Below are 25,594 nucleotides of genomic sequence, written 5' to 3'. Positions count from 1 at the left end.
TTACAGGAGCGAAACATGCAGCAGAACGGACACCTCGCAGACTCGGCAACAGCGATTGCGCAGTATTTCGAAAAAGCCGCGCTTCCAACCCAACAGGAAACATTGGGTCAGGTTGTTGTTGAAATTCTTAGCGACGGGCGAAATCTGAATCGCAAATCGCTCTGCACAAAACTGTTGAGTCGCCTTGAAAAGGCCAATGGCCCGGAAGAGGAACATCATTATCACATGCTTCTTGGCCTGCTCTTCGAACGTTAATGTCATGAACAGCAGTGATGCGGACAGACTGATCGACCAGCTTATTGGAGAAGCCGCTCTTTCACTTTTGAAGGAGCGCGGTCCCGTGACGACCGAGGGATTGGTTCAGCGTCTGCGTAACATGCAAGCATATGAAACGGATCCCCAGCGGCGGGAGACATTAGCGCGAGTGAGAGCTGAAATCAGCTCTGGTACGCTCGCTTTTAAAGGTCGCAGAACCGCACAAGGACGAATACAGAGAGAGGGATCTCTCAAAAATAACCGAGACAATGTAGTGCCGTTATTTGGAAATGGAAAACCGTCCGATCCTAAAAAGATACATTGACTACAACTTTACAGCTACGGTGAGAACAAATGAGACAAAATATTCAGCTTCAACCCGAATACCACTCGGCCTTTTTAGATAGCGCGTTGTCGGAGTATTTCCGTCACGCAGGCGATCGCTTTGCTGAAGAGTCTGCCATTTTTTCGACTGCGGTTCGTTGTGTTCTCGCTTCCGAAGGTCATTTGACCAACAAAGCGATCATTCTCTGGCTAATCCAGGCGCTGGAATCCACCGACGATGTCGTTAAGGCGGATGTGATCCGCAAGACGCTGGAAATTGTCGTCGGTTACACCATGGACGATCTTTAACGCCTCCCCCATCCCTACGGATAGCGTGTCATCGTCAATTCTGACGAACAGACTGACGATGACACACCCTTTCTCCTTTAACGCCCTGTTAATCAAGAACGCTGAATGTGGCATGGATCCTGCTTAGTCCGCTAAGGGACTGGGCTTTCCAGTAAACATTGCTTCATTTCTTAACAGGTCTGTTATTGATGAAAAAAATCGCCAGCGTCTGCCCCTACTGCGGTGCAGGCTGCAAACTAAACCTCGTCGTTAAAAATAACCGGATTATCCGTGCCGAAGCCGCTGATGGCGAAACCAATCAGGGCACGCTTTGCCTGAAAGGGTTCTACGGCTGGGACTTTCTTAACGACACACGGCTGCTTACCCCCCGTCTGACGCAGCCCATGATCCGCTACAGCAAAGGCGAGGCCTTTACCCCTGTTACCTGGGAAGAGGCCATTCGCTATACCGCTCACAGGCTTAAAAGCATCAAAGAACAGTATGGCCCTCGGTCCATTATGACCACGGGTTCCTCACGGGGAACGGGCAATGAGACCAACTATGTGATGCAAAAATTTGCCCGTGCGGTGCTGAATACTAACAACGTCGACTGCTGCGCCCGCGTCTGTCACGGTCCGTCCGTTGCCGGTTTACAGGAGACCCTCGGCAACGGCGCCATGAGCAATTCCATTAATGATATTGAAAACTCAAAATGCCTGCTGGTATTCGGCTATAACTGCGCCGACTCTCACCCCATCGTCGCCCGACGTGTGCTTAAAGCACGTGAAAATGGCGCTAAAATCATCGTCTGCGATCCGCGTCATATTGAAACGGCACGCATTGCCGATCTTCATCTTCAGCTAAAAAATGGCAGTAACATGGCGCTGGTCAATGCCTTTGGCTATGTCCTGCTGGAAGAGGAACTGTACGACAAAAACTACGTTGCCCGCTTTACCGAAGGGCTTGAGGCGTACCGGCTGACGGTAAAAGATTACGCACCCGAGCAGGTTGAACATCTGACGGGGATCCGCGCGCGGGATGTTCGTCAGGCAATGCGCATGTTCGCAGCGGCGCCTTCAGCAACGGTGATGTGGGGAATGGGCGTCACGCAGTTTGGTCAGGCGGTCGATGTGGTGAAAGGTCTCTCCAGCCTGGCGCTGCTGACCGGCAACCTGGGCCGCCCTGCCGTCGGCGTGGGTCCGGTTCGCGGGCAAAATAACGTTCAGGGTGCCTGCGATATGGGCGTTCTGCCCAATATGTTCCCCGGCTACCAGGACGTCACTGACCCGGCGGTCAGACTGAAATTTGCCGATGCGTGGAAAATCAATGTCAACCGGATGGACGATCGCGTCGGGACGCGTATCACCGAAGTGCCGCATCTCGCGCTGGAAGGAAAGATCAAAGCGTATTACATCATGGGGGAAGATCCGCTTCAGACAGAAGCCGATCTGGGACTGGTCCGCCGCGGCTTTGAGGCGCTCGATTTTGTGGTGGTTCAGGACATCTTTATGACCAAAACGGCAGAGGTGGCTGACGTGCTGCTCCCTGCTACCTCATGGGGAGAACACGCCGGCGTGTTCACCTGCGCCGATCGCGGCTTCCAGCGTTTCGGCAAAGCCGTTGAGGCCAGCGGCAACGTGAAGCGCGACTGGGAGATTATCAGCCTGCTGGCCACGGAGATGGGCTATCCCATGCATTACGAGGATAACCAGCAGATCTGGGACGAAATGCGCGAGCTGTGCCCCCTCTTCTACGGCGTGACCTACGAAAAAATGGGCGAGATGGGCCATGTGCAGTGGCCTTGCCCATCCCTCGATCATCCCGGCACCCCCTACCTGTACAAGGATAATCAGTTCGACACCCCTACTGGCAAAGGACAGCTATTTGCCGCCCCCTGGCGCGCCCCGGCGGAGACACCGGATGCGGATTACCCTCTGGTACTGTGCACGGTGCGCGAAGTGGGTCACTACTCCTGTCGCTCAATGACCGGGAACTGCGCGGCGCTGCAAAGCCTGGCCGACGAGCCGGGCCGGGTGCAAATGAACCCGGCCGATGCGGATGAACGGGGGATTGCCGAGGGCCAGCTGGTCTGGGTACGTTCACGCCGGGGTAAAGTGATCACGCGCGCCAGCATTAGCGAGCGCATCAATGCGGGAGCAATCTATATGACCTACCAGTGGTGGATTGGCGCCTGTAATGAGCTGACGCAGGATAATCTCGACCCGATCTCCAGAACGCCGGAAACGAAATATTGCGCCGTGCAGCTGGAGGCGATCGAGGACCAGCGCTGGGCGGAGGATTTTGCGGCTTGCGCGTACCAGACCATGAAGACGCGTTTGATCGCTGCGGTTAACGTTTAAATGCATTGCCGGGTGGCGGCTATCGCTGCCCGGCCCGCTATCCGCTGCTGTTTTACGTTATCTGTTGTGCATAATTATTTTCCAGGTAATCGCGAAGCAGGTTCGGACGGCTCTTTTTCTCCATCAGCCTTCTCAATAGTACGATCAGCTCGTAATCGCTTCGCAGATTAAATTTCTGCATCATCATATATTTATGGGTAAAGACCGTTTTTTCGCTCATCTTCAACGCGTTCGCGGTCTGCACCACCGACAGCCCCCGGTAAAAATTGACCATAATACGAATCTGTTGCCGGGATAAACCTTTATGCTGGCAGTCGAAACAGGTCTTTTTATTCAACGTGTAACCTGGTAATTGCGTCCTGAACCACGCGATAAACAGAACGCCGCTAATACGGTCAAGCGACGCCCGGCGCGGAAGAAAAATAATGTCCTGAAAGCAGGAAGGCAGCGCCGAAAAGCGCAGCTCATCGTCGACGAGACCTATCACAATTCCTTTTTGCCGGGCCAGTAACTCCGGAAAACAGGTCAGCGTTTCCCCCTGACATAATGAAAGAACAATAATATCGGCCTGGCTGACGTTTTCATTTGTCAGCGCCAGGTGAAATGTGATGGAGCGATGAAAGTTATGCTTAAAAAAATCTTCGAAAAAGCTCTGTAGCCCAGCCTGAAAAAACAGATCCGTTTCCTGAATCAGAATATTTAACATAGTTCACACCAACGTCTTTAAAAAAGGCTTATCACCGGCATTTAGTTGTACTGCATCGTCATCACCACAACCGCAATGATGCTCCCCGGCGTGGCGCCTCCCGGCATAGATTTTACCGAGGCCAGCATAGCCATTGTCGCGGTTCTGTCCGCGGCAATGGTCTGGGTCATACTGGTGCCTGTTCCTTTAAGCGCGCCGGTTTGGGCATCGCGCATGGCTATCGCCACATGCGTGGCCGAACCGCTGTTCATAAAATAGTCCGCACCCGCCTCGGGATCGGGGCTGCCGGTGAAAGCGACGGTCACACTCTGCGTTCCGGTTGGGCACTGGGTAAACAGCAGACTGAAAGGCACCGGATCCGATGTTGAGCCCGGCGTCGCCATATTGGTTGCCTGAATATTGCCCAGGTTGACATCAAGGCTGTTGCTGCCGCCATTAAATATGCACGGCGACGCAACGATATTTCCCGTCACACCGATGTTGACGCTATCAGCGGAGCATACCTTCCCGCTGAGTAAGGCAAGTAACAGCAGTGTCCTGCATCTTATTTTCATCTTCTTACCTGCTACTGGTAGGTCACATTAAGGGTGGCGGAGGCATTCGCTGAACCTGACTCCACGCGGGTTAACGTCTGGTAATATCGGGCCGTTAATGGCAACGTCTCTTGCCCCCCGGCAGACTGCCGCAAGAATAGTCGGCTGTTCATCACCAGCGGTGCACCGTTATAGATAAGCTGCACCCCCACCCCTTTCGCAGTGCCGGCATTTCCCTGCCCGGTTAAGGCCATCACGCTGGTATTGGCGCTGTCCGGGTTCTGTATTCCACTGAGCGAGACCGTAATATTGGTTCCGGCGGCGCAGGTCAGGCCCAGGTTTTGCGTGTTTTGTGCTCCCGCTGGCGTGGTGCCCACCACGGTGCCGAACGCCGAGGCGGGAATATCCCCTATCGGAAACGTCAGCTGGGCCGTATTCACCGTGCACGCCAGTGCATTGATGGTGCCGGAGGTGAGCTGCGTGGTCAGACCGTCACGGTAGAGGCCATCGCTTCCCTGAAGCGTCACGACACCGATCGTCCCGGGGGTTAATGCCCCCGATGAGACCGGCCCCGTCACCACCAGCTCAATCCTCCCGCCGTACCAGTCCACATAGGAGGTCTGCGCATTGTACGAGAACGTATTGCTCGGGTTTTCAAAATAGCCGTTGGAAGAAAAGCGTATCCCTATCCCGCTGACGTTCGTGTTGTAAACATGGTTGCCGTAGCTGCTCAACGTGGCGCCGTTGTAGCGCAGGCTGAATCCCAGCATCAGCGGATTCGTACACCCGGTAAGATAGGAGCCTGTGGCTGACGCCGCGCCAGAAAATACCACCGTGCCGACAGGCGCATCGCGCTGCACGTTGATCGTCCCCACGGACAGGGTGGAAAGCTGCGGGGTGATGGTGGTGCAGGTACCGGCACGAGCCATATTTGCCGCCGCGAGCAAACAGAGCAGCAGCATCGCGTTAAGACATTTCATGTTAGCGTTCCTGACGGCAGGTGGCGCGCATATCAGCGATCCCACCGTACGTTGAGTGATTCGGCAGCGTGAAATCAGCGCGGCATTGCTGACTGGATTGACTTCCCCATGTAGCGACTAACGTTCCCTGCTCGCGCATCCCGGTTAAATAGACCTGACCGCGATCGCCGACAATAAAACTGCCGCTGTCATCACCCACAAGGGTGACCACCGCCCCAAACGGAACGGCGCGGTCGTTGTCGGTCAAGGTCATCAGCACCCGGCGACCTGACTTCGGCAGATAATCGGCTCTCACCACCGCTCCCCGCGTCGGCGTCACCGTGCGGGTGTTGATCTCCAGCTCGACATCGTCCGGCATCGTTTCCGGGTCGAGGGTGAGATCGTTTTTCCGGTAGACAGAAAGGTTGCTCACGACCGTATATCCGCGAAAATCTGTCCGTACACCGGGCTGATTGCGGATATCCACGTCGTGGGCGCCAGGGGCTTTGATTAAGACGCTGGTCTCCCCCAGCGGCTGGGAAAGCGTGATGCCATCAGCATGGGCGAGAATGCCGCCTTGCAGCCCGTAATTCAGGCGTTCACTTTTTTTGTCATAACCATAACCTGCCGTGACTTCGCCATAGGCGCCTTTGTAGTCCGCGTTAACATTGCCGGTATAGCCCACGCCCTCTGTGCCGTATCCCTGCTGTACGTTCCAGCTCAGGGCACGGTTCTCGAGCGCTACCCCGTTCAGGCCGACGTTATGCGTCGTCCCGTTATTCCCGCTGGCGTTCATGCCATAGTTAGCCCATGTCTGCGGCAAAAATTTATCCAGCGGAATGCTGACGTTGAACGCCAGAAGCTGGTCGTGGTTAGCGTTTTTTTGGCTGTCGCGGGTTTCTGACGCTGAGCGGACATTTTTGCTGTAGGTCCATGTCAGGCCATAGCTGATGTTGTGCCAGTAGTTGCTATAGCCGACGCTCCACGAAGCCATCGACTTACCGTCATTCCAGTAATCTTCCCGCGCCGCAGTGAGGGTAAGCGCGCCCAGGTTGTCCCCCAGCGTCTGGCTCATCGTCAGCTCGGCACGGTTACGTCGCCTGTCCTGAAGCGCGCTGCTGTCGCCGTACGAATCGAGGACGTCCTGCATGCCGTAATAGCCGCGGGTCGAGTAGCGATACCCGGCAATCGAAAAGTTGGTCCCGGTATTGATAAAATTCTTGCTGTATCGGGCCCGCCACGACTGACCGTTTGTTTTCGCGGCATGCTCCGGCGTTGACCAGCCCTGAGTGACGTCTGCGGATATCGCCCCGAGATCGCCCATATTCTTGCCCACCCCCAGAGCCGCCGACTGGTACTTATCTGCCCCCTGGACGCCGCCATAGAGCGTAATACCGTGAGGGAGGCCGTAAATTCCGGTCAATTGCCCGAAGGGGGTTTTCTCCACGCTACGGTTATACGAGCGATACTGCCCGGCGGTAAGGGCATATTTCAGGCGCCCCTCCCGTTGCAGGACCGGCAGCGAAGCGTACGGCAGGGTGAAATGTTGCTCCCTACCATCAGCTTCGACGATCGTGACATCAAGATCGCCCGCGCCGCCGGTGGGATACATATCCGCGATCTCAAACGCGCCCGGCGCCACATAGCTTTGGTAGATTTGATAGCCATTCTGACGCACCACGACCTGCGCGTTAGTTCGCGCAATACCGCGCACCACCGGCGCATAGCCTTTCAGGGAATCCGGCAGCATATCGTCGTCAGACGCCAGCTGGACGCCGCGAAACGGCATGCTGTCAAAGACATCGGCAGGCGCGGAACTGTCTCCGAGCGTAAGCTGGGCTTGCAGGGGATTAATCGCGCGCTGCATCCAGGTATAGACGTTGTCCCACTTATCCTGGCCGGACGCATCGCGGGACCAGGTGGTGTAGTTGCGTAACCGCCAGGGACCGACGTTGATCCCCGGCCGCAGGTTTGCATACTGGCTGTCGCTGCGGGTGCCTGCCCCGCTTCTTGCCCGGCTGTTTGCCCCGCTCAGGCTGTAGTTGAGCATGGCCGCGGTAATGCCTTCATCCCACATATCCGGCGGAACGTAACCTCTCGCTGGCAGGTCTATAGCCGCCTGTGGAATGCTAATCGCCAGACGCTGGGCGCCAAACTGGAAATCCGCGCTGGCCTGTGGGATCGCCCTGAGATCGGCGCATTCACCTTCCCCGGCGGCGAGCTGCGGGAAAAGCGCCGTTTTCACGCCCCACGCTTTTAACTGCCCGATTCTCAGGCACGGCTGCAACGTTTCACTGCCGTTAGCATCCTTCACTGCCATAAAACGAATATCCCGCGTTTCCAGCAGCCGATCGTCAAGAATAATATCAACGTGGTATGTCCCGGGCGCCTGCGAGCCGGATTCAAAGGCAGATAAATCCGCTTTCCCCATTCCGGGATTATCCAGCTCTACCAGTTCCGTATTAAACGTCTCACTGGCATACAGTGTGGGAGAGACACCAGCAAGCGCGAGGGCAATAAATATTGCCAGGCGCGCAGGCTGCATTGTATTCAATGCCGTTGTCATGACGAACACCTGATAAACGCGTAAGGATCACAAACTGGCCCGGTGTAATTCGCCAGGGCTGCCATAATCGTTAATGACTTTAAACGTCAGCGTATTGCCACTGGTTCCGTTCGGTAACGGAAAACGGGCTGAGCCTGAAGGCATCACGTACGTGACATCGTCAAGTTTCTTATCACCCAACGTAATTTCATTGAAATTGATAACGTACGGCGTAGGGTTATTAACCTGAAGGGAATTCCCCGCACGATGCCAGGTTAATTTATTGGCTTGCTCCTCGGGGGTAGACGCACGAAGAGTCTCTGGTCGATAAATTAATTTGATGCGCGTTTTGACGGCAATTTGCAGCGAGTTCATCTGCTTTGAGGCTGAAGGAATAGCTTTAATGTTCAGCCAGAATAAACTCTCCTGCCCCTGAGGCAGTGAGCCGGTCATGACAATACGCTCAAGGTTTTTTTGCCCGCCGTCCAGCCGATACAGTGGTGGCGTAATAATAAAAGGCGCTTTACCCGATTGTTCATCCTGAACATCTATCCACGACTGGATTAAATAAGGAACGTTATCAGGATTAGTAATACCTATTGACGCCTCTTTTTTAGTCCCATCAAAAATAATACGGGTGCCGCCAATAATTACTCCTGCACTGACGGATGTTAACGTCAGCGGTAACAGCGCCATAGCCAGGCCCGTTGTCGTGATAAAACGCATTTTTTTTTACCTCATAAAACAAGGGGCCGGGCGGCCCCCCGCCAATTACTGCCATTGACTTAGTTGTACACCACTGAGAAGTTTGCGACCGAGTTAGCCGGGCCCGCGGTCACGGATGCCGCGGTGGAGATATACTGCGCGTAGAAGTTCAGCGTATTATCAGCCGTACTGCTGAGCGGGTAAATATAGCTGTTGCTGCCGTGCAGCGGCAGATCGGCTTTATCTGCCGTCATCAGGTTAATCGCCACCCCGGTGGCCGCCCCCGCCACGGACGTATCAATCGCCAGCAGGCTGGCGTTGGTTAAATCCGGCGTGCCGTCAAAACGGACTTTTGCATTGGTGACCGTTACCGGACAGTTTTTCAAAATAATATTGAATTGCGTCGCAGCCGTTCTCGCCCCGGTTGTCGGGAATTCCGTTTTATAATAATCGCCTAATACCACCACCTGATTCTGGGATGCCACATCAACGTCGCAGGCAGAATCCAGAATATTCCCGTTAAAATTAACGGTACCGGCCGCTGCGAATGCATTGGTCATGGTGAGTACAGAACCTGCCGCTAACATTGCCATCATCAATTTTGTATTCATAATTTTATATCCCGTATTACTTTATTTATTACCGACATTCAGTTGCAGAAACAAAAGCCCTTCCGACGAGTCAAAATTTATACAACTCTTTTTCCGCATACAATCAATTTTGAGGTCTAGCTGTAGACCCTCTTTTAACAATTACAAAACATATTCACTCGGAAACACCTTAAGAATAATGGCCAAAGTCTACTTTTAGACCTGAATAAAAAAGGTTTCAATTTCAATTAATTAAGACTCAAAAAAAAGCGAGTCTATAATTAGACTCGCCGCAAACATTCCCTGATCTGCTGGTTTTTAAGATAATTCTTTATGCCGATCAAAAAATGATCGCATCAGTCAGTGAGGTTTCACATGAATACCCGTTTCGCGCCTGAGTCAGATATTGATAAGTCAACAGTGCTCGGCGCTAAGCCTTTTAAGCACATTGAAAAAATAATCGATAATGTTTTGCCGCATGCGGAGAGAAGCATTATTGCCAGAGGAGAAATTATCCATTATTGCTCCGGCGATACCCGTCAATGCTTTTTACTGTTGCATGGCAGCGTGGCGTTGCACCGTCGCGGGGACGGTATCGTCTTAAATTCTGAATCCGCGCCATTTATACTCGGCGTGAGCAGCCAGTTATCGTCTGAACACCTGTACGTCAGAGCGCTGGAAACCTCAGAGGTGGCCAGCGTTTCGCTGGCGTGTTTCAATCATGTTGTCGCACAACAGAATTTATGGGAGCACTTCTCAAACCTGCTGATCTATACCGCATCGCGCGTCTACGAACATTGTGCCCAGATATCGCAAATGTCGGCTTATGACATTATCCGCTTTCAACTGGTTGAGTTGATGCAGGAGCCGGAAGCCATAAGACAAAACATTACCGCCGCGGCCTATATCAAAAGCCGCACCTATCTTTCACGCAGCGGCATTATGCGGATCCTCGCGGAGTTGCGGACGGGGAAATACATCACCATGGAGCGTGGCGTACTAGTAGAGATCCATCACTTACCCCGTAAGTACTGAGGCTGTATTTATCTCTGGAGAAGGTGGAAAAGAAGAGCGACACTATAGAGAGTACAGTCTCTTTCCAGGTTAACGCTATGTCTTCTGACAAACCATCGCATCGCGGCTCTCCCTATGCTCAGGAACTGATTTCTCATTTACAGCCGCACTGCGCCACGCATAAAACCGATCCCGGCGAGCAACTAGATCTCCAGGTTCACGGGCAGAGCATGTGTTATTTAATTCTTGATGGCACGGTCGCCATATACAGAAGAAGCGACGACATGATGCTTTCAACGGCGCGCAGTCCCGCCCTATTTGGCCTCGCTAACCTGACGGACATTTATTTTAATGACTACCTCCGAACGGTAACGCCTTGCCTGATTGGTGTGCTCACGACCGATCGGGTGGCTGAAATTATCAAAGAGAAGGCGCTGTGGGGGCTGCTTTCTAATCATCTGATGTTTGTCTATAACCGCCTCTATCACAACGTCATGCCGAAAGGCGCGCCAACCGCGTACGAGATGATTCGCCAGCAGCTCGTGCTGCTGATGCAGGAAGATGACAGCTACCGACGCAGCGTGACGGCGGAAAGGTATATCAGGGATAAAACCCATCTTTCCCGCAGTGGCGTAATGCGGATCCTGGCTGATCTGAAAACGGGTGGGTTCATCGAAATGGAAGAAGGCCGGCTGATTAAAATTAACAAACTGCCTGCCAGATACTGAATGTCAGACACAAAAAAGGCCGCGCTTACGGCCTTTTCTTCACTGCTTAATGGACGTGAACGCCCAACCGCCAGGCAAAGTAGATCTCTTCTTTCAGTTCGTTTGAAGAGAGCGCCAGCAAATCCGTAAATTCCAGCTCAAGCTGTTTCAGCTTTTTCAGGTACTGGGCGGGAGACAGATTGCTTTTATCGCGACGTAAATATTCAATTGCCAGCTGTGTTGGGGTTATTTCAGTATCCATGATGTCCTCGCTTATGTTCAAAACGTGACCAGTATATCACAATCAGGCGGCTAATTTTTGACCAAAAACAAGACATCCGGAAACTTTACACAACGGCCGTCGTCAGCCTGGATGAACAACACAGGCGATCCTGCTCGTCCAGAATATCAATCTGCCACACCTGATGACGGCTTCCGGCATGCAGCGCCCGGCAGACGCCGCGCACGCGCCCGCTGCGAACGGAGCGGATGTGGTTGGCATTGACCTCCAGACCCACCACCTTCTGCTCTCCTTCCGTACACAGGTAGCCCGCCACCGACCCCAGCGTTTCGGCCAGCACGACGGACGCGCCGCCGTGCAGCAGGCCAAACGGTTGATGAGTACGGCTGTCTACCGGCATCGTCGCTTCCAGTTCGTTGTCGCCAATGCGCGTGAACTGGATATCCAGCAAACCGACCATGTTCTCCGCGCCCATGGCATTTAAGGCCTCCAGCGTGACCGCACGTTTCCAGATCATCCGATAATCTCCAGTAAAGCCTGCAATGGATGGCGGACGCCGTTACCTTCCACCCGTTTCACCTGGCTGCGGCAGGAGTAGCCCGTCGCCAGACAGCGGTTGCGTGGCAGGCGCTGCATCGCCTGATGCCACGACAGCTCGTAAATGCCGAGCGAATTAGCGTGGTTTTTGACTTCATGGCCGTAGGTTCCGGCCATACCGCAGCAGCCCACGTTAACGCTTTCCAGCTTCGCGCCAAACCGGGCAAAGATAGAAGCCCACTGGGCAGGCGCCGTCGGCAGCGCCGTCACTTCGGTGCAGTGCCCAAACAGATACCAGGCTTCTCCACTCACCTCCTGAGTGGGCGTTTGCGTCAGCACCGCAGGCAGCCACTCGTGCACCAGTAAGACCTGAAAATCACCGCGCTTATCGCCGAGCGTCTGCTTATATTCATCCCGGTAACAGAGCACCAGCGCAGGATCGACGCCCACCATCGGCATGCCGAGCTGCGCCACGCGATTCAGAAAATCTGAAGTTTTCTGCGCGGTTTTCGCAAAGCGGGTGAGGAAGCCTTTAATGTGCTGCGCCTTGCCGTTCGGCGAGAACGGCAGCACCACCGGCTGGTAGCCGATTTTCTCGGCCAGTCGGACAAAATCGGCCACCACCTGCGCATCGTAATAGCTGGTAAACGGATCCTGCACTACCAGCACCACCTTCGCTTTCTGCTCAGGGCTTAATGCTTCCAGTTGTTCCAGGGTCATGTTAGCCGAGCGGTGCCCCACCAGCCGACGCTGGAGTGATGGCACCGACAGCAGCGGCAGGTCCACCATGCCGATATGTTTTTCTGACAGTTTGCGCACCAGCGGCTGGTTGATAAAGAAGTTAAAGGTTTTTGGCGCACGGGCCATCAGCGGCGCGTAACTCTCCACCGTCGCCACCAGATGATCGCGCATCGGGCGCAGATAACGCGTGTGGTACAGCTGGAGGAAGCGGGAACGGAATTCCGGTACGTCAATTTTGATTGGGCACTGGGTTGAACACGCCTTGCACGCCAGGCAGGCGGACATTGCCTCTTTCACCTCATGCGAGAAATCGTATTCGCCTTTGTTCGCATGCCAGCTGTTGCGGGTGCGTTCGATAAGCCCGCGCAGGCTGGCGCGTTTTTCCGGCAGCTCCTGTTCCAGCTTGAGCGGGTCAACGCCGCGGTCGGCCAGCAGGCGCAGCCATTCGCGCACCAGCGTGGCACGCCCTTTCGGGGAATGAATGCGGTTGCTGGTGATTTTCATCGACGGACACATCGGGCTTTTCACATCGAAGTTGAAGCACAGCCCGTTGCCGTTGCACTCCATCGCGCCGCGCCAGGAAGCGCGTACCGCAATCGGAATTTGTCGGTCATAGGTACCGCGCTTGACGGCGTCCACCTGCAACATCGGCGCATCAATGCCCTCCGGCGGGCAGATTTTTCCCGGGTTAAGGCGGTTATCGGGATCAAAAGCGGCTTTTACCTTACGCAGCTCGGCGTAAAGTTGTTCGCCAAAAAACGCCGGGCTGTACTCGGCGCGGAATCCTTTGCCGTGCTCGCCCCATAACAAGCCGCCGTATTTGGCCGTGAGGGCCACGACCTCGTCGGAGATCTCCTTCATCAGGATCTCCTGCTGCGGGTCGCACATGTCCAGCGCCGGGCGCACGTGCAGCACACCCGCGTCCACGTGCCCGAACATGCCATAGCTCAGACCATGGCTGTCGAGCAGCGCGCGAAACTCCACAATATAATCAGCAAGGTGCTCCGGCGGCACGCAGGTATCTTCCGCAAACGGAATCGGCTTCGCCGCCCCTTTCGCGTTGCCGAGCAGCCCCACCGCCTTTTTACGCATCGCGTAGATTCGCTCGATGCCGGAGAGATCGTTACACAGCTGCCAGCCAATGACGCCGCCTTCCTCCTGGGCAATCAGCTCGTCCAGACGCTGGCAGAGCGTGCTCACCTGGCTCTCAATCAGCTCTGCGTCATCCCCGGCGAACTCGACGATGTTCAGGCCGAGCATCTCTTTATCCGGCACGTCGGTAATCAGTTCGCTCACCGAATGCCAGACGATATCTTCCCGGGCCAGGTTCAGAACTTTTGAATCGACGGTTTCCACCGACAGCGCCCGCGCCTCCACCATAAACGGTGCATTACGCAGCGCGGAGTCAAAGGAGTTGTATTTGACGTTCACCAGACGGCGTACCTTTGGCAACCGGGTGATATCCAGACGCGCTTCGGTGATGAAGGCCAGCGTCCCTTCTGACCCGGTCAGTACGCGGGTAAGATCGAACTGGCTCAGATCGTCATTAAAGACATGGCGCAGATCGTAGCCCGTCAGGAAGCGGTTAAGCTTCGGGAATTTGTTGAGGATCAGTTCGCGATTTTCGCGGCAGCGCTCCAGCACGGTACGATAAATCCGTCCGCTGGTGGTGCTCTCTTTTGCCAGCGTTTCGGCCAGCTCGATCGGCATCGGTTGGGTATCGAGGATATCGCCCCCCAGCAGCACCGCCCGCACACCCATAACGTGATCGGAGGTTTTGCCGTAGACCAGCGAGCCCTGCCCCGAGGCATCGGTGTTGATCATCCCGCCAATGGTCGCGCGGTTACTGGTGGAAAGCTCTGGCGCAAAAAAATAGCCGTAAGGTTTCAAAAACTGATTCAGCTGATCTTTGATCACCCCCGCTTCCACTCGCACCCACCCCTCTTCCGGGTTGATCTCAATGATGCGGTTCATATAGCGGGACATATCAATGATGATGCCCTGGTTCAGCGCCTGCCCGTTGGTACCCGTCCCGCCGCCGCGTGGGGTAAAGACCAGGGTGCTGAAACGCTCCTGCGACGCCAGACGGGCGATGAGCGCCACATCGGCGGTAGAGCGCGGGAAAACGACGGCATCGGGAAGAAGCTGGTAAATACTGTTATCGGTCGCCATCGTCAGCCTGTCGGCATAATCGGTGGCGGTGTCACCTGTAAAACCCTGTTGCTCCAGTGCCTGCAAAAAATTAAGCACCAGCTGAACGACGCCCGGTGCCTGAGAAATCTGTGGGATCATTGCTGTCGACCCTAATGAGAATAGTGTGAAATCGTTTGCGTTGTGTCTGGAAAGTTTTATCACATTTTTTTCTTATGTGCTTCGTAGAATTACGGGCAAAATCCGCCTGTCAAAAATCGCTGAAATCACTAATGATTAGAGAGATGCGGTTTATATTCCCATCAGCCTTGCTGGTGTTCATTTAAGGAAAGTTTCGTTTATGGTCAATCTTCGTCAGCCCAGGGATGTCGCGCAGATACTGCTGTCGGTGCTGTTCTTAGCCATTATGATTATTGCGTGTCTGTGGATTGTTCGTCCTTTCGTGCTCGGATTTGCCTGGGCCGCGACCGTCGTCGTCGCCACCTGGCCTTTACTCTTACGTTTGCAGAAACTGCTGTTTGGTCGCCGCGGCCTGGCCGTGCTGGTGATGACGCTGCTGTTGTTCCTGCTGTTTATTATTCCCATTGCACTGCTGGTTAACAGCCTGGTTGACAGTAGCGGCCCGGTTATTCGCGCGGTCACCAGCGGTGATATGACGCTGCCGGATCTCGCGTGGCTGAACAGCATTCCTGTTGTGGGCGCAAAACTGTACAGCGGCTGGCACAGCCTGCTGGAGATGGGCGGTAGCGCGCTGATGGCCAAAGTGCGTCCGTACATCGGCACAACCACCACCTGGTTTGTGGGGCAGGCTGCGCACATTGGTCGCTTCATGATGCACTGTACGTTGATGCTGGTCTTCAGCGCCCTGCTGTACTGGCGCGGCGAGCAGGTTGCGCTGGGGGTACGTCATTTCGCCACCCGACTGGCAGGTAAACGCGGCGATGCGGCCGTGCTGCTGGCAGCCCAGGCCGTCCGCGCGGTAGCGCTCGGCGTGGTGGTCACAGCGCTGGTGCAGGCTGTACTTGGCGGAATCGGGCTGGCAATTTCCGGCGTACCTTATGCCACCATTTTCACCGTCGTCATGCTGATGACCTGTCTGGCTCAGCTCGGTCCGCTGCTGGTGCTGGTTCCCTGCATTATCTGGCTTTACTGGACGGGGGACACGACCTGGGGCACGGTGCTACTGGTCTGGAGTTGCGTGGTGGGCACCATGGATAACGTGATCCGTCCCCTCCTCATCCGCATGGGCGCTGACCTGCCGCTGATTCTGATCCTGTCCGGGGTGATCGGGGGGTTAATTGCCTTCGGCATGATTGGCCTGTTCATCGGTCCGGTGCTGCTTGCGGTGACCTGGCGTCTCTTCTCCGCCTGGGTGCATGAAGTGCCGGCGCCGGGAACCGATCCGGATGTCATCTTAAGCGAACTTGAAGAGCTGGAAGATAAGAACGCGCAGTAAGAACGGATGCCGGGTGGCGCTAACGCTTACCCGGCCTACACTTTCTACAGGAATACTTAAACGTTGCTAAACTATTTATTCTCTGCGCACTGGTCAGACCCGCCTTTTCCTGCCTAAAACCGTCATTCTCTTCAAGAAATCTTTACCTCCCTTTAACTATTGAGACGAATCCGATCGACTCAAAATCCTGGCATGCCTACTATTAAGACACGGTTATAAATCAACACCTTGATTTATAAGCATGGAAATCCCCTGAGTGAAACAACGAATTGCTGTGTGTAGTCTTTGCCCATCTCCCACGATGGGCTTTTTTTTATCCTTTTTACGCCCGTGTAATGTCACAGCGGCTGAGCATCCGCCACTCCCCCGCCAGCACCCGCGTCTCTCCGGTTACCAGTACGTTCACCACCTCGCGTATATCCGCCGAGGACGCGCCAACCTGTAGCTCAAATTCCCCTGGCTCGACAATCCGCTTCCCGTCCCGGCGGGTGAAATTAAACATCTCCACCGGCAGGGTAAAGGTCAGCGTGGCGGTTTCTCCCGGTGAAAGCGTAACGCGCTGGAACGCTTTCAGCTCCTGAAGCGGACGCACCTGCGTGGCGACCTTATCGCGTACGTACACCTGTACCACTTCGCTGCCGCTGCGCTCACCGGTGTTGGTGATATCGACGCTTAACGCCACCTCTCCGTCGATCGGGACGCGGCTTTCCGCCAGGCGGGCCGCCCCCCAGCGAAACTGCGTCCAGCCGAGACCGTAACCGAACGGGTAAAGTGCGCCGAAATGGAACGCAAACGGCGTGCCGCCGCTTTTCAGCTTGTGGTTATAGTAGTACGGCATCGCCCCGGCGTTTTTCGGCACACTCACTACCAGCCTGCCCTGCGGCTCCGCGCGGCCGGTTAAGACATCGGCAATCGCCCTGCCCCCTTCCTGCCCCGGCGCCCAGGCCATCATCAGCGCGGCCACCTTCTCTTCCAGCCCCTGAAGGTTATAAGGACGCCCACCCGTCATGACGACAATCACTGGCTTACCGGTTGCCACCAGCGCCTCCAGCAGCTGTTGCTGCACGCCCGGCAGATCCAGCGAATCGGTATCCGAACCTTCCCCCACGGTGCCGCTCTGGAATAGTCCGGCGAGGTCGCCCACGCAGGCCACCACCACGTCACTCTCTTTTGCCGCGCTCACGGCGTCGGGGATCAGATCCGTGCGTTGTGAAACCGGCGATTGCTGCATCGGTTTACCGCCGCTGTCGCCCGGGAACACCGGCGCGCCCGCCATCCGTTTTTCGATAATGTGGCACCCTTTGGCGTAACGTATCTGCGATGCACCAAGGTACTGTTCCAGCGCCGCGCGCGGGGTGGTCACCTGCGAAGTCTCTTCAACCATATCGCTGATAATCAGGTGAACCGGGAAGCTGTAGCCGCTCAGTAACGCCAGTGGATCGTCCGCCGTCGGCCCCACTACCGCTACACGGGGTTTTCCGCCGAGGGGCAAAATGCCGTTATTTTCCAGCAGCGTGATCGATTTTGTTGCCACCTCGCGCGCCACCTGCCGGGTCGCCTCATTCTGCAAATCGATACCGTCTTCGTCGGCGTACGGTTTTTCAAACAGCCCAAGACGGAATTTTTCACTTAGCACGCGCGCCACAATCTCATCCACTTTCGCCATTGAGATGAGCCCACGCTCTACCGCTTCAGCCAGATGACGCGCGCAGTCATCCTTCGGCAGTTCCACGTCCAGCCCGGCATTAAACGCCAGCGCCGCCGATTGTGCTGGATCGTGAGAAATCCCGTGGTGCTGGTGCAGCAGGCTGACGCCGCCGTAATCCGCCACGATAATGCCGTCGAAGCCCCACTGTTCACGCAGCACGGTGGTGAGCAGAAAATGGTCGCTGTGCCCTGGCTGATTATCAATGTCGTGATAGGCTGGCATCACCGAACCGGCGTTGGCCAGCTTTACCGCCATCTCAAACGGCAGCAGGAAGGTATCGTTAAGCTCGCTGAAACCGAGATGGACCGGCGCATGATTGCGCGCCCCTTCGCTGAAGGAGTGGCCGACGTAATGTTTCAGGGTCGCCAGCAGATCGCGCTTATCGCCCTGTAACCCCTTCACGTACGCCGTCGCCATCACCCCTACCAGCCACGGATCTTCCCCAAAGGTCTCTTCCGTCCGTCCCCAGCGCACGTCGCGCGAGACATCCAGCACCGGGGCCAGCCCCTGCTGGCACCCGACAGACCGGGCCTCTTTGCCAATCTGCTCCGCCGCGCGCTGCACCAGCGCCGGGTCCCAGGTAGAACCGTAGTTCAGCGACGACGGGAACAGCGTTGCATCTTTGCACAGCAGCCCTACCAGACACTCCTCATGAAACAGCGCCGGAATGCCGAGCCGGGTCTCCTCCATCATCATGCGTTGCAGGCGGTTGGCGGCACGCACGCCGGTTTTTGCATCAACAATGTGCGTGCCGAGCGGGCGGGTGATCTGCCCGACGCCGAACTTCAGTCTTTCGCTGAGGGACGCCTGTTCGCTCACGCCGGCGAATTCATCGCTCAGATCGCTGCGCTCGCGGTGGTTGCCGTGTTCATCGAGGATCAGCCAGTACGCGTGCATTTGGGCAAATTTCTCTTCCGGCGTCATACGCGCCAGTAAATCAGCGACACGCTCGTGTACGGAACGTCCCGCGTCCTTGTAGATCGCAGTCATGGTTTACTCCTGTAGTGCGGATTGGGTTGCCGGGCTGAGCTGCCCCGCATCGTTTCGACTATCGCGTTTGCTGGCCAGCTCGCGGGCGATGCTGTCCACCAGCCGGCTGTTAAGTTTGTAGATGGCAAGGAGCGCCACCATGCAGAGGAACAGCGCGCAGGGGATCAGGCTGAACAGGGCATTGATGGTTGCGAGAACGTGAGGCGCCTGGTTTGCCTGACCGGGAGCGTAATCCACCATGCCAAGCACCCAACCGACCACCGCCCCACCCAGCGCCAGCCCAAACTTGATGGCAAACAGGGCGGTAGAAAAGACCAGCCCGTCCAGGCGGCGGCCGCTACGGTGTTCTTCGTAGTCCACCACATCGGAGAACATGGTCCATTGCAGCGGCGTGGTCAGGTTCTGAATAAAACTAAACACAATATTCAGACCGAATATCAGCCACACCTGCGAAGGCGGAATGAAGAAAATCAGCGCGCCAAAAATAACGAAAGAAATAATGGTCCACTGATAGGCACGCACCCGGTCAAATTTCCCCAGCAGACGTTCAGATAATAATGCGCCACTTAAGGAGGCCACCATGCCGGAAACAATAAAGGCAAAAACCAGTTCCGGACGTAACAGAACATAGTTAACGTAATACATGGTCGCAGAGCCACGCGTCACGACGGCGGTTAACAGTAAAATATTAAACAGAAAAACAATTCGCCACTGGCTATTGGCGGCCAGCAGTTTTAAATCCGTCAGCATCGAGCCGGAGGTGTCATTGCGCGGCGAGTAACGCTCCCGGGTCATAAAGAAGCAGCAGAAGAATAAAACAATACCCAGCAGCCCCATCAGGCTCATGGCATAGAAATAGCCTTTTTGCACATTCCCCTGGCCTAATAATGAGACCAGCGGCAGCGCGATGACGGTTACAATCAACCCGCCGATAAACGACAGGCCAAAGCGCCAGGATTGCAGCGAGTGGCGTTCGCGCGGGTCGAGCGTCAGCGCGCCAGGCATGGCACAGTAAGGGACGTTAATCGCGGAATAGATCAGACTCAGGATGGCATAGGTTACGCAGGCATAGACAATTTTCGCCGTCGCCCCGGCATCGGGTACGTAGAAGGTAATCAGGCAGCTCACGCCAAACGGAATGGCAAACCAGAGCAGCCAGGGACGAAAACGACCGTGGCGGGTCTGAGTGCGGTCCACCAGCGCGCCAATGCACGGGTCGACAAACGCATCGACCACGCGCACCACTAAAAACATGGTGCCCATAATGGCCGCAGGCAAACCGAATACGTCCGTATAGAAATAAGCGAGAAATAACGTTGCCGTTTGCCAGACCAGCGCGCTGGCCATATCGCCGAGGCCATAACCTATTTTATCTTTGGTACGTAATACAGAGGAGATTGTCATTGTTATTTGCCTTTTTATCAGGTTAAAACGTATTTCAACCAGTCGCGCATCATCCCGAAGGATGTACGCGGTAAGGCTCAAGTATTAGCAACGCCCTGCCCGCTAACAATTGTCTAAATTAACAGATAAATTATGATATTTGGTTTTTTGCTTTATTTGTGATGGTGAGCATATTCGCAGGAAAATAAAAAAGGCGAGGACAGATATCCTCGCCTTTTTCAGGTTGTGCAGGTTTTACTTGTTCAGCTCTGCCAGGCTCAGCCAGGTCTGCACCACGGTGTCCGGGTTCAGGGAGAGGCTATCAATCCCCTCATCCATCAGCCAGGCCGCAAAGTCTTCATGGTCAGAAGGACCCTGGCCGCAAATCCCGACATATTTACCCTGTTTCTTCGCCGCGCGGATGGCCATGGAGAGCAGCGCTTTCACCGCCTCGTTACGCTCATCGAACAGCTCAGAGACGACGCCGGAGTCGCGGTCCAGGCCGAGCGCCAGCTGCGTCATGTCATTCGAGCCAATGGAGAAGCCGTCGAAGTGCTCCAGGAACTGCTCGGCCAGCAGGGCGTTGGACGGAATTTCACACATCATGATGATCTTCAGCCCGTTCTCGCCGCGCTTCAGCCCCTGACGCGCCAGCTCGTCCACCACCGCTTTCGCCTGGTCCACGGTACGCACGAACGGGATCATGATCTCCACGTTGGTCAGCCCCATGTCATTGCGCACGCGTTTTACCGCCTCGCACTCCAGCGCGAAGCAGTCGCGGAAGCTTTCCGACACGTAGCGTCCGGCGCCGCGGAAGCCCAGCATCGGGTTCTCTTCTTCCGGCTCGTAGCGTTCGCCGCCCACCAGGTTGGCGTATTCGTTGGACTTAAAGTCCGACAGACGCACGATCACGCGTTTCGGGTAGAAGGCCGCGCCGAGCGTGGCGATCCCTTCCGTCAGACGACCCACATAGAACTCTCTCGGCGAGTCGTAACCCTTCATCATCTCGCGGATTTCGTTTTGCAGTTTTGCGTCCTGGTCGTCGAACTCCAGCAGCGCACGCGGGTGCACCCCGATCATACGGTTAATAATAAATTCCAGACGCGCCAGGCCCACGCCTTCGTTCGGCAGGCAGGCGAAGTCAAACGCGCGGTCCGGGTTGCCGACGTTCATCATGATCTTCAGCGGCAGGTCCGGCATGGTATCCACGCTGGAGCTTTTCACGCTGAAGTCGAGGATATCGGCATACACGTAGCCGGTATCGCCTTCGGCACAGGAGACCGTCACCTTCTGGTCGTCCTTCATGCGCTCGGTGGCATCACCGCAGCCGACTACCGCCGGGATCCCCAGCTCACGGGCGATAATAGCCGCGTGACAGGTACGGCCGCCGCGGTTGGTGACGATGGCAGCCGCTTTTTTCATGATCGGTTCCCAGTCCGGGTCGGTCATATCGGTCACCAGCACGTCGCCAGGCTGAATGCGGTTCATCTCGCTGATGTCGTGGATCACTTTCACCGGACCGGCACCGATGCGGTGACCAATTGCGCGGCCTTCCGCGACAATTTTGCCCTGCGCGTGCAGGGTGTAGCGCTCCATGACCTGACCGCGTGAACGTACGGTTTCCGGACGCGCCTGCACGATAAACAGCTTGCCGGTGTGTCCGTCTTTCGCCCACTCGATGTCCATTGGACGGCCATAGTGTTTTTCAATCTGCACCGCCTGCTTCGCCAGCTCTTCCACTTCGGCGTCGGTCAGTGAGAAGCGATCCCGCTGCTCCTGCGGCACATCTTCAATGGTGACCTGTTTGCCATGCTCTTGCGTCGGAGCATAGATCATGCGAATTTTTTTCGAACCCATGGTGCGACGTACCACTGCCGGACGGTTAGCCGCCAGCGTAGGCTTGTGCACGTAGAATTCGTCAGGGTTCACTGCCCCCTGCACCACCATCTCGCCCAGACCCCATGCGGAGGTGATAAACACCACCTGGTCGAAGCCGGATTCAGTGTCGATAGAGAACATCACGCCGGAAGAGCCTACGTCCGAGCGCACCATGCGCTGCACGCCGGCGGAAAGCGCGACGCCGCGATGGTCGTAGCCCTGGTGCACGCGATAGGAGATGGCGCGGTCATTAAACAGGGAAGCAAACACGTGCTTCACCGCCACCAGCACCGCATCGTAACCCTGAACGTTCAGGAACGTTTCCTGCTGACCGGCGAAAGAGGCGTCCGGCATATCTTCCGCGGTGGCGGAAGAGCGCACGGCAAAGGAGGCCTGCGCGTCGTCAGCGGAGAGCTGGTTGTACGCGTCGTGAATGGCTTTTTCCAGTTCCGGCTGGAAAGGTGTGTCGATAATCCACTGGCGGATTTGCGCGCCGGCTTTGGCAAGCTCGGTGACATCATCAATATCCGTTTTATCCAGCAGGTCGTAAATGCGCTGGTTTACACCGCTCTGGTCTAAAAACAGGTTAAACGCATCGGCGGTTGTGGCAAACCCGTTAGGTACGGAGACACCCATACCGGACAGATTTGTAATCATTTCACCCAGGGAGGCATTTTTGCCCCCAACTCTGTCTACATCATTCATGCCGAGTTGGTTATACCAAAGCACCAGCGGTGACGAGCCATTGTTGGACATCGAAACAATCCTTTTGTGATATTTGATCGGAGTAAGAAACACCTGACTACGTATTTATAATGGCATATTTATTTCCGCTAAAAAAACGGTGAATCGTGTAAGCAATTTAAATTTTCAACTTTTCGGACAGTTTCCCGGCACTCGCTAACCCGATGATTCCTATAGATTCCGGCAAAAACCATAGAAATAAAGCCGCTATTCGAAAAATGAAATCCACTTTTCAGGAAAATCAAAAACACCATTTCATTTTAAATTCAGATAAGTTCTTTGCTGTGAAATTAACTTTTTTAATTTATGCTTTCAGGCAATTACGTACGCTATTCAGGGTGGATAAAATGGATAATGCTGTCGATCGCCACGTTTTTTATATTTCTGATGGGACGGCGATAACCGCCGAGGTGCTGGGACACGCGGTGATGTCGCAGTTTCCGGTATCGATAAACAGCATCACGTTGCCGTTCGTGGAAAATGAGAGCCGGGCCAAAGCGGTCAAGGACCAGATCGACGCCATTTACCAGCAGACCGGCGTTCGTCCGCTGGTGTTCTATTCCATTGTGATCCCTGAGATCCGCAACATCATTTTGCAAAGCGAGGGCTTCTGTCAGGACATCGTGCAGGCGCTGGTTGCTCCCTTGCAAAGCGAGCTGAAGCTCGACCCGACGCCGATCGCCCACCGTACCCACGGGTTGAACCCCGGTAACCTGACCAAATACGATGCGCGTATTGCCGCCATTGACTACACCCTGGCGCACGACGACGGGATCTCGCTACGCAATCTCGACCAGGCGCAGGTGATTTTGCTCGGCGTGTCGCGCTGCGGTAAAACCCCCACCAGCCTTTACCTGGCCATGCAGTTTGGCATTCGCGCCGCCAACTACCCCTTTATTGCCGATGATATGGATAACCTGGTGCTGCCCGCCGCGCTCAAGCCGCTCCAGCATAAGCTGTTTGGGCTGACCATCAACCCGGAACGACTGGCAGCGATCCGCGAAGAACGTCGCGAGAACAGCCGCTACGCCTCGATGCGCCAGTGCCGAATGGAAGTCTCCGAAGTCGAAGCGCTGTACCGGAAAAATCAAATTCCCTGGCTGAACAGTACCAACTATTCAGTAGAAGAAATTGCCACCAAAATCCTCGATATCATGGGGCTGAATCGCCGCATGTACTAATATGCTAGTACATTATTCCGGTTTCAGTTATTATTACGCCATCCTCGGGGCGACGTGCCCCGAACTTGAAATCAGCAGGGATTGGTTTAAGGTGATGCCCATCACTTCCCGGTAGTCTGCCGATGAAGCAAAAAATTTCTGAGACATTCCATGAATAAAACCGACGAACTGCGCACCGCGCGTATTGATAGCCTGGTCACACCGGCTGAACTGGCCCGGCTGCATCCCGTTTCCGCCGAGGTGGCGGACCATGTGACGGCCTCCCGTCGCCGCATCGAAAAAATTCTCAATGGTGAAGACAAACGTCTTCTGGTGGTGATTGGCCCCTGCTCCATCCACGACCTCGACGCGGCAATGGATTATGCACAACGCCTTCAGACGCTGCGCGGCACGTATCAGGATCGCCTGGAGATCGTGATGCGTACCTACTTTGAAAAGCCGCGTACCGTCGTGGGCTGGAAAGGATTGATTTCCGATCCCGATCTGAACGGTAGCTACCGGGTGAATCACGGTATTACACTGGCGCGCAAGCTGCTGTTACAGGTTAACGAGCTGGGCGTGCCAACTGCCACCGAATTTCTGGATATGGTGACCGGACAGTTTATTGCCGACCTCATTAGCTGGGGCGCGATTGGCGCACGTACCACCGAAAGCCAGATCCACCGTGAAATGGCGTCGGCGCTTTCCTGCCCGGTGGGCTTCAAAAACGGAACGGACGGCAATACCCGAATTGCCGTAGATGCCATCCGCGCGTCACGCGCCAGCCATATGTTCCTCTCCCCGGATAAAAACGGCCAGATGACCATCTACCAGACCAGCGGCAACCCGTTCGGACATATCATTATGCGTGGCGGTAAAAAACCGAATTACCATGCAGAAGATATTGCCGCCGCCTGCGAAACGCTGGCGGAATTTGACCTGCCGGAGCATCTGGTGGTGGATTTCAGCCACGGCAACTGTCAGAAACAGCACCGCCGCCAGCTGGACGTCTGCGAGGAAGTTTGCCAGCAGATCCGCAGCGGCTCGACCGCCATTGCAGGAATTATGGCGGAGAGTTTTATCAAAGAAGGCACGCAGAAGATCGTCGCCGGACAGCAAATGGTCTACGGCCAGTCAATCACCGACCCGTGCCTGAGCTGGGAAGACAGCGAGCTGCTGCTGGAGAAGCTGGCTTCAGCCGTGGACACGCGCTTTTAAAATCCTGCCGGGTGACGCTGCGCTTACCCGGCCTACGGTACGTGCCCTTCTCCCTCTCCCCGTGGGAGAGGGTCGGGGTGAGGGCATCAGACCGCACCTCTCCCCCAAATTTGATCCCGTCACACAATTTTCACAAAAACGCTTGCCGTGAATTTGCAGTTTATTGATAATGATTATCATTGTTACATTGATTGTTATTTATAAACATTATGTCACCTACCGATAACAGCGCGGCAACGCCAACAAAAACACACACAGCACCGTCCCCTGCTCCCACCGATCGCCGAATCGACAGCAAAAGCCTGTTGGGTGAGGAGGGACGGGTCATTATCGAGCATGACGGCCAGCACTACCTGCTGCGCCAGACCAATGCCGGAAAACTGATCCTGACTAAATAAACC

General features: G+C 55.4%; 22 protein-coding genes and 1 other RNA gene. 11 read left to right on the top strand and 12 right to left on the bottom strand.

The annotated features are described in order from the left end of the window. The first annotated feature begins 15 nt into the window (after positions 1 to 15). From ycgZ to fdhF, 4 genes are all read left to right on the top strand, one after another. Positions 16 to 255, top strand: coding sequence for a regulatory protein YcgZ (ycgZ, locus tag ACQG1Y_RS09605; RefSeq protein WP_017384632.1), 240 nt, complete (start codon positions 16 to 18; stop codon positions 253 to 255). A 4-nt stretch (positions 256 to 259) separates the two neighbouring features. Then, positions 260 to 580 (top strand): hypothetical protein, encoded by a 321-nt coding sequence (locus tag ACQG1Y_RS09600; protein ID WP_426736734.1) that lies wholly within the window; start codon positions 260 to 262, stop codon positions 578 to 580. A gap of 29 nt (positions 581 to 609) precedes the next feature. Then, on the top strand, positions 610 to 888 hold the full coding sequence (locus ACQG1Y_RS09595; RefSeq protein WP_032653318.1) for a biofilm/acid-resistance regulator YmgB/AriR: 279 nt from the start codon (positions 610 to 612) through the stop codon (positions 886 to 888). Positions 889 to 1,076: 188 nt separating this feature from the next. Then, a complete protein-coding gene (fdhF, locus tag ACQG1Y_RS09590; RefSeq protein WP_368740513.1) occupies positions 1,077 to 3,227 on the top strand; it encodes a formate dehydrogenase subunit alpha in 2,151 nt (716 codons plus the stop codon). A gap of 52 nt (positions 3,228 to 3,279) precedes the next feature. Here the strand turns inward: fdhF and ACQG1Y_RS09585 are convergent, their stop codons facing one another. The 6 genes from ACQG1Y_RS09585 to ACQG1Y_RS09560 are packed head-to-tail and all read right to left on the bottom strand — an operon-like array spanning position 3,280 to position 9,286. Beyond that, on the bottom strand, positions 3,280 to 3,933 hold the full coding sequence (locus ACQG1Y_RS09585) for a helix-turn-helix transcriptional regulator (RefSeq protein WP_032670990.1): 654 nt from the start codon (positions 3,931 to 3,933) through the stop codon (positions 3,280 to 3,282). Positions 3,934 to 3,974: 41 nt separating this feature from the next. Then, a complete protein-coding gene (locus ACQG1Y_RS09580; protein WP_045141507.1) occupies positions 3,975 to 4,487 on the bottom strand; it encodes a fimbrial protein in 513 nt (170 codons plus the stop codon). 11 nt (positions 4,488 to 4,498) lie between these two features. After that, complete coding sequence (locus ACQG1Y_RS09575) at positions 4,499 to 5,446, bottom strand: fimbrial protein (RefSeq protein WP_047733650.1); 948 nt, start codon at positions 5,444 to 5,446, stop codon at positions 4,499 to 4,501. A 1-nt stretch (position 5,447) separates the two neighbouring features. Next, positions 5,448 to 7,991, bottom strand: coding sequence for a fimbria/pilus outer membrane usher protein (locus tag ACQG1Y_RS09570; protein ID WP_368740512.1), 2,544 nt, complete (start codon positions 7,989 to 7,991; stop codon positions 5,448 to 5,450). 27 nt (positions 7,992 to 8,018) lie between these two features. Next, positions 8,019 to 8,696, bottom strand: a complete 678-nt coding sequence (locus ACQG1Y_RS09565) for a molecular chaperone (RefSeq protein ID WP_368740511.1) — start codon at positions 8,694 to 8,696, stop codon at positions 8,019 to 8,021. Positions 8,697 to 8,755: 59 nt separating this feature from the next. Continuing rightward, positions 8,756 to 9,286, bottom strand: a complete 531-nt coding sequence (locus tag ACQG1Y_RS09560; RefSeq protein WP_015570717.1) for a fimbrial protein — start codon at positions 9,284 to 9,286, stop codon at positions 8,756 to 8,758. A 354-nt stretch (positions 9,287 to 9,640) separates the two neighbouring features. Here ACQG1Y_RS09560 and ACQG1Y_RS09555 point away from each other — a divergent pair, with 354 nt between their 5' ends. Next, entirely contained in the window at positions 9,641 to 10,300 is a 660-nt protein-coding gene (locus ACQG1Y_RS09555) for a winged helix-turn-helix transcriptional regulator (protein WP_015570718.1), read from the top strand. Between the two features lie 77 nt (positions 10,301 to 10,377). Next, entirely contained in the window at positions 10,378 to 11,007 is a 630-nt protein-coding gene (locus ACQG1Y_RS09550) for a helix-turn-helix domain-containing protein (RefSeq protein ID WP_023303535.1), read from the top strand. 46 nt (positions 11,008 to 11,053) lie between these two features. Here the strand turns inward: ACQG1Y_RS09550 and ACQG1Y_RS09545 are convergent, their stop codons facing one another. From ACQG1Y_RS09545 to ydiJ, 3 genes are all read right to left on the bottom strand, one after another. Next, positions 11,054 to 11,248, bottom strand: a complete 195-nt coding sequence (locus ACQG1Y_RS09545; RefSeq protein WP_003857766.1) for a YdiH family protein — start codon at positions 11,246 to 11,248, stop codon at positions 11,054 to 11,056. 85 nt (positions 11,249 to 11,333) lie between these two features. Continuing rightward, entirely contained in the window at positions 11,334 to 11,744 is a 411-nt protein-coding gene (menI, locus tag ACQG1Y_RS09540) for a 1,4-dihydroxy-2-naphthoyl-CoA hydrolase (protein WP_015570720.1), read from the bottom strand. After that, on the bottom strand, positions 11,741 to 14,797 hold the full coding sequence (gene ydiJ, locus ACQG1Y_RS09535) for a D-2-hydroxyglutarate dehydrogenase YdiJ (protein ID WP_368740510.1): 3,057 nt from the start codon (positions 14,795 to 14,797) through the stop codon (positions 11,741 to 11,743). The genes menI and ydiJ overlap by 4 nt, the downstream gene beginning before the upstream one ends. Before the next feature lie 199 nt (positions 14,798 to 14,996). Here ydiJ and ydiK point away from each other — a divergent pair, with 199 nt between their 5' ends. Together ydiK and rprA are read left to right on the top strand one after the other, a co-directional pair. Continuing rightward, the gene (gene ydiK, locus ACQG1Y_RS09530; RefSeq protein WP_045911644.1) at positions 14,997 to 16,112 is read left to right on the top strand and encodes an AI-2E family transporter YdiK; all 1,116 of its coding nucleotides are present in this window, start codon (positions 14,997 to 14,999) and stop codon (positions 16,110 to 16,112) included. A 209-nt stretch (positions 16,113 to 16,321) separates the two neighbouring features. Beyond that, positions 16,322 to 16,429, top strand: an RNA gene (rprA, locus tag ACQG1Y_RS09525) — antisense sRNA RprA. A gap of 5 nt (positions 16,430 to 16,434) precedes the next feature. Here rprA and ACQG1Y_RS09520 read toward each other — a convergent pair. The 3 genes from ACQG1Y_RS09520 to ppsA all read right to left on the bottom strand — a co-directional run bounded on the left by ACQG1Y_RS09520 (position 16,435) and on the right by ppsA (position 22,827). Beyond that, complete coding sequence (locus ACQG1Y_RS09520; RefSeq protein WP_368740509.1) at positions 16,435 to 18,810, bottom strand: glycoside hydrolase family 3 N-terminal domain-containing protein; 2,376 nt, start codon at positions 18,808 to 18,810, stop codon at positions 16,435 to 16,437. A gap of 3 nt (positions 18,811 to 18,813) precedes the next feature. Next, on the bottom strand, positions 18,814 to 20,214 hold the full coding sequence (locus ACQG1Y_RS09515; protein WP_103269970.1) for an MFS transporter: 1,401 nt from the start codon (positions 20,212 to 20,214) through the stop codon (positions 18,814 to 18,816). A gap of 234 nt (positions 20,215 to 20,448) precedes the next feature. Continuing rightward, positions 20,449 to 22,827 carry a phosphoenolpyruvate synthase gene (ppsA, locus tag ACQG1Y_RS09510; RefSeq protein ID WP_017384643.1) on the bottom strand — a complete coding sequence of 793 codons (2,379 nt, stop codon included), beginning with the start codon at positions 22,825 to 22,827 and terminating at the stop codon, positions 20,449 to 20,451. Between the two features lie 335 nt (positions 22,828 to 23,162). On the opposite strand from ppsA, the gene ppsR reads away from it, so the two are divergent. From ppsR to hemP, 3 genes are all read left to right on the top strand, one after another. After that, entirely contained in the window at positions 23,163 to 23,996 is an 834-nt protein-coding gene (gene ppsR / locus ACQG1Y_RS09505) for a posphoenolpyruvate synthetase regulatory kinase/phosphorylase PpsR (RefSeq protein ID WP_017384644.1), read from the top strand. Positions 23,997 to 24,146: 150 nt separating this feature from the next. Beyond that, a complete protein-coding gene (aroH, locus tag ACQG1Y_RS09500) occupies positions 24,147 to 25,193 on the top strand; it encodes a 3-deoxy-7-phosphoheptulonate synthase AroH (protein ID WP_015570722.1) in 1,047 nt (348 codons plus the stop codon). 209 nt (positions 25,194 to 25,402) lie between these two features. Continuing rightward, positions 25,403 to 25,591 (top strand): hemin uptake protein HemP, encoded by a 189-nt coding sequence (gene hemP / locus ACQG1Y_RS09495; protein WP_015570723.1) that lies wholly within the window; start codon positions 25,403 to 25,405, stop codon positions 25,589 to 25,591. Positions 25,592 to 25,594: the final 3 nt, after the last annotated feature.

The organism is Enterobacter cloacae complex sp. 397G4 (assembly GCF_050031515.1).
Lineage (GTDB): Bacteria > Pseudomonadota > Gammaproteobacteria > Enterobacterales > Enterobacteriaceae > Enterobacter > Enterobacter hormaechei_C.
This window is presented reverse-complemented; position numbering and strand designations above follow the sequence as displayed.

What these genes read in the sequence shown, in the direction of transcription:
- aroH (WP_015570722.1), top strand. Translation starts at nt 24,147, where the DNA reads ATGAATAAAACCGACGAACTGCGCACCGCGCGTATTGATAGCCTGGTC.
- ACQG1Y_RS09580 (WP_045141507.1), bottom strand. Translation starts at nt 4,487, where the DNA reads ATGAAAATAAGATGCAGGACACTGCTGTTACTTGCCTTACTCAGCGGG.
- ACQG1Y_RS09560 (WP_015570717.1), bottom strand. Translation starts at nt 9,286, where the DNA reads ATGAATACAAAATTGATGATGGCAATGTTAGCGGCAGGTTCTGTACTC.
- ACQG1Y_RS09575 (WP_047733650.1), bottom strand. Translation starts at nt 5,446, where the DNA reads ATGAAATGTCTTAACGCGATGCTGCTGCTCTGTTTGCTCGCGGCGGCA.
- ACQG1Y_RS09520 (WP_368740509.1), bottom strand. Translation starts at nt 18,810, where the DNA reads ATGACTGCGATCTACAAGGACGCGGGACGTTCCGTACACGAGCGTGTC.
- ACQG1Y_RS09550 (WP_023303535.1), top strand. Translation starts at nt 10,378, where the DNA reads ATGTCTTCTGACAAACCATCGCATCGCGGCTCTCCCTATGCTCAGGAA.
- ACQG1Y_RS09565 (WP_368740511.1), bottom strand. Translation starts at nt 8,696, where the DNA reads ATGCGTTTTATCACGACAACGGGCCTGGCTATGGCGCTGTTACCGCTG.
- menI (WP_015570720.1), bottom strand. Translation starts at nt 11,744, where the DNA reads ATGATCTGGAAACGTGCGGTCACGCTGGAGGCCTTAAATGCCATGGGC.
- ACQG1Y_RS09600 (WP_426736734.1), top strand. Translation starts at nt 260, where the DNA reads ATGAACAGCAGTGATGCGGACAGACTGATCGACCAGCTTATTGGAGAA.
- ACQG1Y_RS09570 (WP_368740512.1), bottom strand. Translation starts at nt 7,991, where the DNA reads ATGACAACGGCATTGAATACAATGCAGCCTGCGCGCCTGGCAATATTT.
- ydiJ (WP_368740510.1), bottom strand. Translation starts at nt 14,797, where the DNA reads ATGATCCCACAGATTTCTCAGGCACCGGGCGTCGTTCAGCTGGTGCTT.
- ppsA (WP_017384643.1), bottom strand. Translation starts at nt 22,827, where the DNA reads ATGTCCAACAATGGCTCGTCACCGCTGGTGCTTTGGTATAACCAACTC.
- ACQG1Y_RS09595 (WP_032653318.1), top strand. Translation starts at nt 610, where the DNA reads ATGAGACAAAATATTCAGCTTCAACCCGAATACCACTCGGCCTTTTTA.
- ACQG1Y_RS09555 (WP_015570718.1), top strand. Translation starts at nt 9,641, where the DNA reads ATGAATACCCGTTTCGCGCCTGAGTCAGATATTGATAAGTCAACAGTG.
- ACQG1Y_RS09545 (WP_003857766.1), bottom strand. Translation starts at nt 11,248, where the DNA reads ATGGATACTGAAATAACCCCAACACAGCTGGCAATTGAATATTTACGT.
- ACQG1Y_RS09515 (WP_103269970.1), bottom strand. Translation starts at nt 20,214, where the DNA reads ATGACAATCTCCTCTGTATTACGTACCAAAGATAAAATAGGTTATGGC.
- ydiK (WP_045911644.1), top strand. Translation starts at nt 14,997, where the DNA reads ATGGTCAATCTTCGTCAGCCCAGGGATGTCGCGCAGATACTGCTGTCG.
- ACQG1Y_RS09585 (WP_032670990.1), bottom strand. Translation starts at nt 3,933, where the DNA reads ATGTTAAATATTCTGATTCAGGAAACGGATCTGTTTTTTCAGGCTGGG.
- hemP (WP_015570723.1), top strand. Translation starts at nt 25,403, where the DNA reads ATGTCACCTACCGATAACAGCGCGGCAACGCCAACAAAAACACACACA.
- fdhF (WP_368740513.1), top strand. Translation starts at nt 1,077, where the DNA reads ATGAAAAAAATCGCCAGCGTCTGCCCCTACTGCGGTGCAGGCTGCAAA.
- ppsR (WP_017384644.1), top strand. Translation starts at nt 23,163, where the DNA reads ATGGATAATGCTGTCGATCGCCACGTTTTTTATATTTCTGATGGGACG.
- ycgZ (WP_017384632.1), top strand. Translation starts at nt 16, where the DNA reads ATGCAGCAGAACGGACACCTCGCAGACTCGGCAACAGCGATTGCGCAG.